This window comes from Streptomyces sp. NPDC090798 (assembly GCF_044768965.1).
GTDB lineage: Bacteria > Actinomycetota > Actinomycetes > Streptomycetales > Streptomycetaceae > Streptomyces.
The window spans coordinates 153,429-165,155 of the sequence record NZ_JBIVXA010000011.1 but is presented as its reverse complement, the minus strand read 5'-3'; the positions used below and the strand labels follow the sequence as shown (position 1 = coordinate 165,155).

Sequence of the window (11,727 nt, the reverse complement as noted above, 5' to 3'; positions counted from 1 at the left end):
CCGTTCGAGGCGTTGCTCGAGGCGTTATTCGAGGCGTTCAAGATGTTCCAGAGGCCCGGGTGGCTGACGCCCGGGCCTCGTCGTATGCCAGGCGGGACTTCTCGACGTCGTCCATCCGGTCCTCGGTCCAGCCGGCGAGCGCGCGCACCTGCTCGGCGGCCTCGCGGCCCAGTTCGGTGAGCGAGTAGTCGACGCGGGGCGGGATCACGGGCTTCGCGTCACGGTGGACAAGACCGTCGCGCTCCAGGGTCTGGAGGGTCTGGGTGAGCATCTTCTCGCTGACCCGGCCGATCGCCCGGCGCAGCTCGCTGAAGCGGTAGGGGCGGTCGAGGAGCTCGATCAGTACGAGCACGCCCCAGCGGCTGGTGACGTGCTCCAGGACGAGGCGGTACGGGCACATCGCCTCGCCGGTGTCGTACTTGGAGACGGCCGCGGGCTTGGAGACCGTCGCAATCTTGGAGACGGCAACAAGCTTGGACGCGGCCGGAGTGTCGGTGGGCATCTTGGCACTTACTCCCATGCCAGTACCTTACTTCAAAGTGGGTACTTTCGCAGAGTTAGCGCACATCCTAGGGTTAGCGTCAGACCTACCCCACAAGGAGCCAAGTCATGAGCATCGTCGTCACCGGAGCCACCGGACACCTCGGCCGCCACGTCATCGAGGGACTGCTGGAGAAGGTTCCGGCCGACCAGATCACCGCAGTCGTCCGCGACGCGGAGAAGGCCGCGGGCTTCGCGGCCCGCGGTGTGAAGATCGCGGTCGCCGACTACAACGAGCCCGGGTCCTTCGGAACCCTCTTCGCCGCCGGTGACAAGGTGCTGCTCATCTCCGGCAACGAGTTCGACAAGGGCCGCGTCAACCAGCACCAGGTCGTCCTGGACGCCGCCAAGGCCGCCGGGGTCGCGCTCTTCGCGTACACCAGCGCGCCGGGCACCCTCACCGCCGCCCTCGCCGACGACCACAAGGGCACCGAGAAGGCGATCCTGGAGTCGGGTGTGCCCTACGCCCTGCTGCGCAACGGCTGGTACAACGAGAACTACACCGAGAACCTCGCCCCGGTCCTCGAGCACGGCGCCGTCACCCAGGCCGCCGGCGACGGCAAGGTCGCCTCCGCCACCCGCGCCGACTACGCGGCCGCCGCCGTGGCCGTACTGACCGGCGAGGGCCACGAGAACAAGACGTACGAACTGAGCGGCGACACCGCGTGGAGCTTCGCGGAGTACGCCGCCCTGGTGGCCGAGCGGTCCGGCAAGGAGATCGTCTACAACGCCGTCTCCGTCGAGGTGCTCACCGGCATCCTGACCGGCGCCGGACTGCCCGGCCCCCTCGCCGCGATCCTGGCGGGCGTCGACGCGTCCATCGAGAAGGGCGAGCTCGCGGGCACCAGCGGTGACCTGTCCCGGCTGACCGGCCGCCCGACCACGCCGGTCGCCGAGTCGATCGCGGCGGCGCTGAAGGGCTGACTCCCCCTCGGGGCCCCGGCACCGTCGCCCTCCGAACCCCCGCCTGTCATGACCGTATAGCGATACGGGCATGACAGGCGGGGGTGCTCGGCGCTACCTTCTTGGAGGCTGCGCGGGAGCAGCTGTGCGAGAGGGAGGGCCGACGGCCGTGCAGCAGGCGAAGAATTCGATAGGCGCGACCGGCTCCATGGCTTCCAGTGGCCCCGTCGGCTCGACGGGTCCCCAGATATCCAAGGCCGAGCAGCGCATCGGGCTGTTGAACGGCTTCGCCGCGTACGGCATGTGGGGGCTCGTTCCCCTCTTCTGGCCGCTGTTGAAGCCGGCCGGGGCCCTGGAGATCCTCGCCCACCGGATGGTGTGGTCCCTCGCCGTGGTCGGCGTCGCCCTGCTGGTGATGCGGCGTTGGGCCTGGCTCGGCGAGCTGCTGCGACAGCCGCGCAAGCTGGCGCTGATCAGCGTCGCGGCGGCCGTGATCACGGTCAACTGGGGCGTCTACATCTGGGCCGTGAACAGCGAGCACGTCGTCGAGGCGTCCCTCGGCTACTTCATCAACCCGCTCGTCACCATCGCCATGGGCGTCCTGCTGCTGAAGGAACGGCTGCGCCCCGTGCAGTGGGCGGCGGTCGGTGTCGGCTTCTGCGCGGTGCTCGTCCTCACCATCGGGTACGGCCGGCCGCCGTGGATCTCCCTCACCCTCGCCTTCTCCTTCGCCACGTACGGGCTGGTGAAGAAGAAGGTCAACCTCGGCGGGATCGAGTCGCTCGCCGCCGAGACGGCCATCCAGTTCCTGCCCGCGCTCGCCTATCTGCTGTGGCTGGGTTCGAGCGGGGGCGCGACCTTCGGCACGGAGGGCGCGGGGCATGCGACGTTGCTCGCGGCGACGGGCGTGGTGACCGCGCTTCCGCTGGTCTGTTTCGGCGCGGCCGCGATACGGGTGCCGTTGTCCACGCTGGGGCTGTTGCAGTACCTCGCCCCGGTGTTCCAGTTCCTGCTCGGCATCCTCTACTTCCACGAGGCCATGCCGCCGGAGCGGTGGGCCGGGTTCGCGCTGGTCTGGCTCGCGTTGTCGCTGCTCACCTTCGACGCGCTGCGGACCGCGCGGCGGGCGGCTCGGGCGCTCAAGGCCGGGGCCCCCGGAGATGCCGTCGGAAATGCCGTTGCCGGCGTGCGGGATGCCGCCGCCGTGGACGCCAAGCCGTAGAGGGTTTCGCCCCCGCCGCCCCTGCCCCGCGCCCCTGAAAGCCTCGGCGTGTCCGGTGTTCAAGGGGCACCTGCGCCAATCCGTTGCGCGCTCAGTCACGCAACCACTATGAGTGGCTGCATGACGCCTACGCCCATGCACTGGAAGCTGGTCATCGACGCCACCGACCCGCACGCCCAAGCCGACTTCTGGGCCGCCGCCCTCGGTTACGAGATCGAGGACAACAGCGCGCTCGTCGAACGACTGCTGGACCTCGGCGCCCTGCCGGCCGAGGCCACCGTCGACTTCCACGGCCGCCCGGCCTTCCGGGACCTGATCGCCGTACGGCATCCGGACGACCCGTACGACAAGGAGCGCGGCATCGGGCTCGGGCGGCGCCTGCTCTTCCAGCGCGTCCCTGAGCCGAAGACCGTCAAGAACCGGCTCCATCTCGACCTGCACCCGGGCGAGGGCCGACGCGCGGACGAGGTCGCCCGGCTGGAGGGGCTGGGCGCGGACGTGCTGCGGCACGTGAAGGAACCGGCCGGCGAGTGGGTGGTGATGGCCGACCCGGAGGGGAACGAGTTCTGCGTGGCATGAGCGTCGCCCACCCCGGTGGCCCGGGTTCGCTATGCGAACCAGCCTGACCGGATTGCGCTCTTGACGGAACATCAGCCTCAGAAACACCATCAGGCACCTCATTCCCATAAGGAATCCGGAGCCCCCCACATGAAGCTCTCCGTTCCCGGGCGTGCCACCGGCGCCGTCGTCGTCGCGGCCGTCACGCTCCTCACCACCGGCGCGATAGCCGGCGCGGCGCCCGCCCCCACCGCCGCGGCCGCCGCACCCGACATCCCCGTGGCCAACGTCAAGGCCCATCTCGCACAGCTGCAGTCCATCGCCACCGCCAACGGCGGCAACCGCGCACACGGCCGCACCGGCTACAAGGCCTCCATCGACTATGTGAAGGCGAAGCTGGACGCGGCCGGATTCACCACGACCCTCCAGCAGTTCACGTCCTCCGGCCGCACCGGGTACAACCTGATCGCCGACTGGCCCGGCGGCGACGCCAACAAGGTCGTCATGGCGGGCTCCCATCTCGACAGCGTGACCGCGGGGCCCGGCATCAACGACAACGGATCCGGGTCCGCCGCGATCCTGGAGACCGCGCTCGCCGTCTCCCGGGCCCAGTACCAGCCCACCAAGCACCTGCGGTTCGCCTGGTGGGGCGCGGAGGAGCTGGGGATGGTCGGCTCGAAGTACTACGTGAACAGCCTGTCCTCCGCGAACCGGGCGAAGATCGGCGACTATCTGAACTTCGACATGATCGGCTCACCGAACCCCGGCTACTTCGTCTACGACGACGACCCCACGATCGAGAAGACCTTCAAGGACTACTTCGCGGGCGTCGGCATCGCCACGGAGCCGGAGACCGAGGGAGACGGCCGCTCGGACCACTCCCCCTTCAAGAACGTGGGCATACCGGTCGGCGGTCTCTTCAGCGGCGCCGACTATATCAAGACGGCCGCCCAGGCAGCCAAGTGGGGCGGCACCTCCGGCCAGGCCTTCGACCGCTGCTACCACGCCTCCTGCGACACGGCGTCCAACATCGACGACACGGCGCTGAACCGGAACGCGGACGCGCTGGCGTACGCCGTGTGGACGCTGTCCTCCTAGGACTCCTGGGGTCCCTGGGGCTCCTGGGGCTCCTCGTCCTCCCAGCCCTCCTAGGGTGTGTACGGGTTGTCCGCCAGGGAGCGGGCCCGGGCCCGCTCCGCGAGGCGGGTCATGCGGGTGCGGGCCGACTCGAGCTGTTCGAGGTCGTCGGCGGCGGGGCCGCCGTCGGCCACGAGTTCGGTCCACAGCGTGATCAGGTCCTGCCCCAGGTTCAGCCCCTGCACGGGGTCGCGGACGGCACGCCAGGCCGCGGCGGCGCTCTGTACGTTGCCGTACGCGGCGTCCGCGTCCTGGTGCCGCCTGCGGACCCGCGCGAGGTCGAGGGACAGATGGAACGCGCGGAGCGGGTCACCGGCCAAGTAGGCGATGTACGAGGTCAGCTCACGCAGCCGCAGCACCTCCGGGTGCTCGGGGCCCAGCGACCGCGACGCGTCCGCGCCGACCCGCTCCGCCATCCCCGTGGCCTCTTCGATCCGGCCCATCTTCACGGCCTCGTTGATCCGCGCCACGGGCTCCATGAGGAACGCCGCGCCCTCCGTCTCCTGAACCGGCGCCAGCACCGACTCGGCGACAGCGTCGAAGCCCCGCGCGGGAGTGGGCTTCGGTTCCGGCTCCGGCTCGGGGTCCATGAGGGACATGGCCCCCATCGCGGGGGCCGGACGCTCAGGACTCAGCCCCACGGGCGGCGGGCCGAACTCTCCCGTCGGAGCCACCGCGACACCGGGGGTGGCGTCCCCCGTCGGCTCCGGCAGCGCCCGCAGCACATGCGTCGCCGCGGGCAGGGGCAGGGGCTGAGGCTCCGGCACCGGCGGCGCCGCGGGAGGGGCCGCGGGCACCGCGGGAGGCGCCGCGGGAGGGGATGCGGGCACCGCGGGAGGGGATGCGGGCACCGCGGGAGGGGATGCGGGCACCCCGGGTACCTCGGCCGGCGGCCCGATCCGTACCGGCTCGCCCGTGTACCGGCTCGACCCGTCCCCGTACACCTCCAGCGGTACGACGAAGCCGATCCGTTCGTCGTGGATGGTGACGAGGACGGAGTGACCGGCGGCGAGGGCGAGTCCGTGGAGGTGGTTCAGGACGGCGGCCTGGACGCTCTCGCCGGGCACCACGACGACCGGCACACCGCCGACCGTGGCACCGCCCCCGCTTTCCCCCGCGGGCACGGGGACCCACACCTCCAGCGGGCCGGCACCGGGGCCGACCGCCGAGCGCTGCCGCTTGGATTCCCGCTTCTGTCCGCGGCTGAGTCGAGACATCGATTCCCTCACTCGGGTCGTACTTCCATGCGTCGACCTTGCCTCAAGATCCGGTCAGGTACATACAGTCAAGTCTCTCGGCTCACCACCGCTGCATGCGTCACTACGGCGTCACAGGCTCGTAAGAGTGGCCGACAACAAGTACGACGGTTGATGGCGACCGATGACGGATGACCGTTGACCGACGAGTGATGACCGATGGCTGACGACCGACGACCGAGGAGAGTGGTCAGGTGATGCAGGGGAGTATGCGGCAGGGGGCGCACGGGCCCGAGATCTGGCTCCGCGGGCCAGTCGCCGACACGGCGGAACCCGTTCAGTGGCCCGAACCCGCCGGGGGCGAACCGGGCCACCTCGCCGTCGGCCCCCGGCGGTTCGCCTGGGTCGCGACGCACGGCGGCGCAGGCACCACCACGCTCGCCGCGGTCTTCGGCGGCCATGACGCCGGGCGGAACTGGCCCCGGCCCGACCTGGGAGAACCGGGGTCTGTGCTCCTCGTGGGGCGTACGCACGCGGCGGGACTGGACGCCGTCTCGCACACCCTGGAGACCTTCCGCCGGGGCGAGGCGCCCCCGGGGCTCGACCTCGACGCCGTGGTGCTGGTCGCGGACGCGCCCGGACGGCTCCCCCGCCCTCTCGCCCAGCGCGTCAAGGTGATCGATTCGATGATCGACGTGTATCAGGTGCCGTGGATCCCGGCGTGGCGCCTCGGTGACCTCGCCTCGGCGCCGCCCCGCGAAACGGCCGCGCTGGCCCGCCTGACGGGGGCCGCGCGTCTGCCCTGAACCCCGGCAGGACCCCGACAGGACCCCGACAGGACCCCGCAGCCGACAGCCGACGCCCAGCATCCGCCATCCGGGCGTCCCGGCGTCCCTGCATCCCGGCGACCCGGCGACCGACATGGACTTCGCATGCGTGTGCATATATTGTGCACGCATGCAGTTGTGGTCGTGGCGTTCAGCGACCCGTCGCACACGCACCCTGGGGGACCCATGAACCGTCATTTCCTGTTCCTGCTCGGCAGCAGCCGCCCCGACGGCAACACCGAGCTGCTGGCCCGCCGGGCCGCCGAACAGCTGCCCGCGGATGTCGAGCAGCGCTGGCTGAGCCTCGCCGAGCACCCGCTGCCCGACTTCGTGGACCTGCGGCGCGACAGCGACCACGTACACCCGGCCGCGGGGAGCAACCCGGCGCTGCTGCTCGACGCCACCCTGGCGGCCACCGACATCGTGATCGCCTCGCCGTTGTACTGGTACTCGGTGTCCGGCCTCACGAAGCGCTACCTGGACTACTGGTCGGGCTGGCTGCGCACTCCCGGCGTCGACTTCAAGGCCAGGATGGCGGGGCGCACCCTGTGGGGCGTCACCGCGCTGGCGCACGAGGAGGAAGAGGTCGCCGACCCGCTGATCGGCACTCTCAACCACTCGGCCGCGTACCTGGGCATGCGTTTCGGCGGGGTCCTGCTCGGCAACGGCAGCAAGCCCGGTGACGTACTGAAGGACACGGCCGCGCTGGCGCGTGCGAAGACGTTCTTCGCACAGGAGGCGCCACCCGCCCGCTACCCCTACGAGACGCACGACACCGACGACACGCCCGAGAGGCGCGAAACGCAGGGCCTGGCGACTACGCGGTGATGTCCTTCGCCGTGAACCGCGCCCACGCCGCCGAGCCGAACACCGCCGCGTACAGGCCCTGGAGTCCGAGATTGCGGACCAGGTCGTCCCAGTACACCGGGTCGCGCATGAGGTCGGCGAAGGACAGCCAGTAGTGGGAGAAGAAGTACGGCTGGAGGGCGTGCAGCTGGGGGATCTGGTCCAGGATCTGGATCGTGATGACAAGGCCGACCGTCGTCGCCATCGCCGCGATGCCGCTGTTGGTCAGTGTCGAGACGAACAGGCCGAGGGCCGCGACGCCGATCAGTGACGCGGCGACGACCAGCGCGATGAGGAGCGCTCGCCCGAGCCCCTCGGTGAAGCTGATCCGGGTCCCGGAGATCGTCGTCAGCTCGCCCAGGGGGAAGAGCAGTGCGCCGACCGCGAGCGCCGAGAGCGCCACCACCAGGGTCGCGACCAGGCAGAACGTCATGGTGGTCGCGTACTTGGTGAGCAGCAGGCGGGTACGGCCGGCGGGCGCGACCAGCAGGTAGCGCAGGGTCCCCGCGTTCGCCTCACCCGCGATCGCGTCGCCCGCGATGACGCCGATGGCCATCGGCAGGAAGAAGGGGAGGGTCGCGGCAAGCGCCGTGAACACCAGGAACAGGCCGTTGTTGGTGATCTGCGAGATGAACGCCGGTCCTTCGCCGCCACCACCGCCCGCCGTCGAGCCGTCGCGCGTCTCGATCTTGATCGCGATGCCGATGAGGATCGGCACGGCCGCGAGCACGGCGAGCAGCGCGATGGTCCGCCAGCGCCGGAAGGTGGTGAGGAGCTCGCTGCGGAAGAGTCCGAAGGTCCACAGGGGGCTCGGTTTCCGTATCGCCGTGTCCTGGACGCGTACCAACTCGGCCTCGGCCTCAGCCCGCGACATCGAACCCCTCCCCCGTCAGCGCCACGAACGCGTCCTCCAGTGAGGCCCGTTCGACGCCGAAGCCACGGACGCGGACGCCCGCCGTGACCAACGCGGCGTTCAGTTCGGCGAGTTCGCGGTCCGGGGGTTCGGCCCACACGCCCGTCTCCGTCACGACCAGATCCGCGACTCCCTGTTCCTTCAGTACGCGCGCCGCGTCCCCGGGGTCCGGGGTGGTCACGACCAGCCGCCCCCGCGCCCCCGCCGCGAGCTCCGCCACCGGGCCCTGGGTGATCAGCCGCCCCTGTGCCATCACGGCGGCGTGCGTGCACACCTGCTCGATCTCGTCGAGCAGGTGCGAGGAGAGAAAGACGGTCGTGCCGTCCGAGGCCAGCTCCCGCACCAGGGAACGGATCTCGCGCATGCCCTGCGGGTCGAGGCCGTTGGTCGGCTCGTCCAGGACGAGCAGGCGGCGGGGCTGGAGCAGCGCGGCCGCGAGCCCGAGGCGCTGCTTCATGCCGAGCGAGTACGCCTTCGCCTTCTTGCCCGCGGCCGCGGTGAGTCCGACCCGCTCGAGGGCGGCCTCGACGCGGGTACGCCGGGTGCGCGGGTCGGCGGTCGGGTCGGCGGCGTCGTACCGGAGGAGGTTGTCGCGGCCGGAGAGGAAGCCGTACAGCGCGGGGCCCTCGATGAGGGCGCCCACGTGCGGGAGCACGGCGCGGGTGGCACGGGGCATGGGCTGCCCCAGCACCCGCGCCGTGCCCGAGGTCGGCTCGATCAGGCCCATCAGCATGCGGATGGTGGTGGTCTTGCCCGAGCCGTTGGGCCCGAGGAAGCCGAAGACGCTGCCCGCCGGGACGGTCAGATCGAGGCCGTCCACGGCGAGCTGTCCGCCCCGGAAGCGCTTGGTGAGCGCATGGGTGGCGATGACCGCGCCCTCGGCGGACGCGGTGGCGGTGCCCGCCGCAGGCGGGTCCGTACCCTCGGCGGACCGCTCCTCCATGGACTCCCTCGTTTCGGCTTCGTCCGTACGGTGGTCGGTTCTGTACGTCAGTTCTGTACGTCAGTTCCGTCCGTCAGTTCCGGCCGTACGCGTCTCAGTGGGCCGCGTTGGCCGCCTTCACCAGCGCGTCCTTGGTGACCGCACCGGCGTACACCTTGCCGTCGTCCGTGATCAGCGCGTTGACCAGTCGGGTCGAGAAGACCGTGCCCGAGCCGAACTTGCCCTTGACGTGGTCGCCGAGGGAGTTCAGGAACCCGGAGACGTTGCCGCCCTGGGACGACGCGCCGGAGGGCAAGCCCTGGCCGCCCGTGTCGAACTCGGCGATGGTGCTCCAGCCCTTGCCGATGGTCTTCGGACCCTCGAGCCCCTTGCCGAGATCGCCGCGGGTCGGAGCGGACTCCGGGGCCTTGGTGTCCTTGGGGTCCTTGCCATCCTTGCCCTCGGTGACCTTCGCACCCTTCGGCGGGGTGAAGTCGAAGGTCGAGGCGGCCGGCTTGGCGAAGGTGACCTGGGTGAAACCGGCGTCCACGACGGCCGCGCCGCCGCTCTTCGGGACCAGCGTGAACTTCAGCGGCACCCCGGTCTTCGCGTCCACCGCGACGGTGATCGCGCCGACCGTGGAGCCGGACTGCTTCGGCTTGATGAGCAGCTTGTAGGCGTCACGGCCCGCGACCTGCGCCGTGCCGTCGACCGTCACGGAGGTCGTGTCGTCGACCGACTTCAGGGCCTCGTCGGCGAGCTCCTTGGGCGTCGTCGGGACGTCCTTCGGCGCCTTCTCCTTGCCCTTTTCGGCCGCGGGGGCCGTCGAGTGGTACACCTCGTTCGACTTGCTGTCGTACGCCCATACGTCGTTGCCGTTGTGGATGACGCTGTACTCGGCGGCGTTCTCCAGGACGGAGACCTTGGCCTTGTCCGGGCCGTCGGCCGCGACGCGCACCGTGTGCGTGCCGGAGGCCAGCTCCAGGAGCTTGGACTGCGGGTCGGCGGACGAGTCGCCCGACCCCTTGGTGGCGCCGGACAGCATGCCGCTCTCCAGGCCGCCCAGGCTGGGCAGTCCGAGATCGGTGCTGACCTTGACCGTGCCGGACAACTGCTGGACGTCCGACTTGGCGATCTTCTCTATGAGCTGCTCTGCGGTGATCTTCGGCAGGCTGGGGTCGCCGGAGTCGGCGAGCGCCGGGACGAGCCCGATGGTCGCGGCCGCCACCCCCACCACTGCGACCGGAACGACGTAACGAGCCGCCTTGCGCCGGCCGGCGCGGACGTCGTCGGCCTCGTCGGGCAGTCCTTCCGCCCCGGCGGTCCTGTCGGATTCGTACGGTGCCATGTGTGCCTTACCTCCGTCGTCGGCGGCGGCCTACCGTCCTCACTTCTCCACCCCTGTAGCCGCCATTCTCACCCGAACCGGTGAGGAGTGGTGTTCTCAATCTGACCAAATCGGCCGACAAGAAGCGTCAGACCCCGGACTCAACTCCACGTAGTCCTGCGGTATGACGTGAGGAGGCGGTGGCTCCCCCGACCCGTAGGGGTTGGGAAACCACCGCCTGAGCCTCACTGGGCCTCGGTACCCGTCAGCGCTGCACGAACACGTAGTCCGCCTGATAGGGCACGCCCATGATCGCGCCCGGCGAGCAGGACCCGGCCGGGGCGACGCCGCCCACGGTGTTGAGCCGCAGGATCTCCTGCGTGTCGGCCAGCAGACCGCGGTGTTTGCCGGACTGGGTGGCCTTGAGGTCCAGCTCGGCGATGTTCTTGTCGCCGTTCGGAATCTTGGAGATCACCGCTCCGGTGACCGCGCTGCGGTCGGGCGCGACCCACTGCGGCGTACCGGAGCTGGGCTTCACGAACGTGTGCGCGATGCCGCCACCGAGCAGCGCCGCGACGTCACGCTGCGCGAAGGCGTAGCCACCGCCCTCGGCGGGCTTGCACTCGTAGATCTGCTTGCCCTTGACCACGGACGCCTGGAAGTTGTCCAGGGCGTCGCGGAAGTCGAAGGAACCGGTGACCTTGTGGAGCTGGCCGCGGACGGCCCCGCCCGGGAACTCGGCGGTGTGCAGATTGGCGTAGAACGCACCCGGGTCGTTCTTCAACCGCTCCAGCAGGGCGGCGTCCTTCACCTTCACGGTGCCGACCACGTGGTGACCCTTGATCCTGTCGAGCAGCCCGGTGAAGTCGATCTTGACGCCGCCGTTGGCGCCCTTGGCGCCCTGGTGGATGTGGAGCATGGTCGGCCTGCCGGTACCGCGCCAGGTCACGGCGACGGACACCTTGTCCCCCCTGACCTTGATGAACTCCAGTGCCGCGCCGTCCTTGTCGCCGACGGCGGGGCCGCCCTGGACGGGCACCTCGTTGGCGCCGCGGAGGCTGGTGGCGAGGATGGTGCCGCCGCTGCCGCCGACGACTCCGCTCTGCGCGACGATGGTCCGGTCGCCGGGCGTCGAGTGGTTCATGCCGCTGTGGTCACCGTGGTGACCCCCACCGGCTGCGACCGCCGGGACGACGGCGGCGGCGACACCGGCCGCGGCCAGCACCGCGACACCGGCCAGGACAAGGCCCTTGCGACGCGTGTCCGACATGGCATTGAACGTGGCGTTCGATTCCATGATTCTTTTTTCTCCCCGTAATGCAGCTGACGCCCCCTG

The 11,727-nt window shown here is 70.4% G+C and carries 12 protein-coding genes; 6 read left to right on the top strand and 6 right to left on the bottom strand.

All coding sequences use genetic code 11. The annotated features are described in order from the left end of the window. Nucleotides 1–37 precede the first annotated feature (37 nt). Nucleotides 38–400: a winged helix-turn-helix transcriptional regulator gene (locus ACIQTP_RS24560; protein WP_403403425.1), complete on the bottom strand. Its 363-nt coding sequence runs from the start codon at nt 398–400 to the stop codon at nt 38–40. A 209-nt stretch (nt 401–609) separates the two neighbouring features. Between ACIQTP_RS24560 and ACIQTP_RS24555 the strand changes: the two genes are divergently transcribed. The 4 genes from ACIQTP_RS24555 (at nt 610) to ACIQTP_RS24540 (ending at nt 4,321) form a co-directional block, all read left to right on the top strand. Then, entirely contained in the window at nt 610–1,464 is an 855-nt protein-coding gene (locus ACIQTP_RS24555) for an SDR family oxidoreductase (RefSeq protein WP_403403074.1), read from the top strand. A 187-nt stretch (nt 1,465–1,651) separates the two neighbouring features. Beyond that, the gene (gene rarD, locus ACIQTP_RS24550) at nt 1,652–2,665 is read left to right on the top strand and encodes an EamA family transporter RarD (RefSeq protein ID WP_403403422.1); all 1,014 of its coding nucleotides are present in this window, start codon (nt 1,652–1,654) and stop codon (nt 2,663–2,665) included. A 120-nt stretch (nt 2,666–2,785) separates the two neighbouring features. Continuing rightward, on the top strand, nt 2,786–3,244 hold the full coding sequence (locus ACIQTP_RS24545; RefSeq protein ID WP_403403071.1) for a VOC family protein: 459 nt from the start codon (nt 2,786–2,788) through the stop codon (nt 3,242–3,244). A gap of 129 nt (nt 3,245–3,373) precedes the next feature. Beyond that, nucleotides 3,374–4,321, top strand: a complete 948-nt coding sequence (locus ACIQTP_RS24540) for a M28 family metallopeptidase (protein WP_403403068.1) — start codon at nt 3,374–3,376, stop codon at nt 4,319–4,321. A gap of 50 nt (nt 4,322–4,371) precedes the next feature. On the opposite strand, the gene ACIQTP_RS24535 is transcribed toward ACIQTP_RS24540, so the two are convergent. Further along, complete coding sequence (locus ACIQTP_RS24535) at nt 4,372–5,577, bottom strand: tetratricopeptide repeat protein (protein WP_403403065.1); 1,206 nt, start codon at nt 5,575–5,577, stop codon at nt 4,372–4,374. 236 nt (nt 5,578–5,813) lie between these two features. On the opposite strand from ACIQTP_RS24535, the gene ACIQTP_RS24530 reads away from it, so the two are divergent. After that, nucleotides 5,814–6,362, top strand: a complete 549-nt coding sequence (locus ACIQTP_RS24530; RefSeq protein WP_403403419.1) for a DUF6668 family protein — start codon at nt 5,814–5,816, stop codon at nt 6,360–6,362. A 207-nt stretch (nt 6,363–6,569) separates the two neighbouring features. Next, nucleotides 6,570–7,211 (top strand): flavodoxin family protein, encoded by a 642-nt coding sequence (locus ACIQTP_RS24525; RefSeq protein ID WP_403403062.1) that lies wholly within the window; start codon nt 6,570–6,572, stop codon nt 7,209–7,211. Here ACIQTP_RS24525 and ACIQTP_RS24520 read toward each other — a convergent pair. The 4 genes from ACIQTP_RS24520 to ACIQTP_RS24505 all read right to left on the bottom strand — a co-directional run bounded on the left by ACIQTP_RS24520 (nt 7,201) and on the right by ACIQTP_RS24505 (nt 11,661). Next, complete coding sequence (locus ACIQTP_RS24520; RefSeq protein WP_403403060.1) at nt 7,201–8,103, bottom strand: ABC transporter permease; 903 nt, start codon at nt 8,101–8,103, stop codon at nt 7,201–7,203. The two genes, ACIQTP_RS24525 and ACIQTP_RS24520, sit on opposite strands and share 11 nt — an antisense overlap. Next, entirely contained in the window at nt 8,090–9,085 is a 996-nt protein-coding gene (locus ACIQTP_RS24515) for an ABC transporter ATP-binding protein (protein ID WP_403403057.1), read from the bottom strand. Before ACIQTP_RS24515 ends, ACIQTP_RS24520 begins: the two co-directional genes overlap by 14 nt. 94 nt (nt 9,086–9,179) lie before the next feature. Then, the gene (locus ACIQTP_RS24510; protein WP_403403054.1) at nt 9,180–10,412 is read right to left on the bottom strand and encodes an outer membrane lipoprotein carrier protein LolA; all 1,233 of its coding nucleotides are present in this window, start codon (nt 10,410–10,412) and stop codon (nt 9,180–9,182) included. Nucleotides 10,413–10,656: 244 nt separating this feature from the next. Next, nucleotides 10,657–11,661 carry a CHRD domain-containing protein gene (locus ACIQTP_RS24505; protein ID WP_403403051.1) on the bottom strand — a complete coding sequence of 335 codons (1,005 nt, stop codon included), beginning with the start codon at nt 11,659–11,661 and terminating at the stop codon, nt 10,657–10,659. Nucleotides 11,662–11,727: the final 66 nt, after the last annotated feature.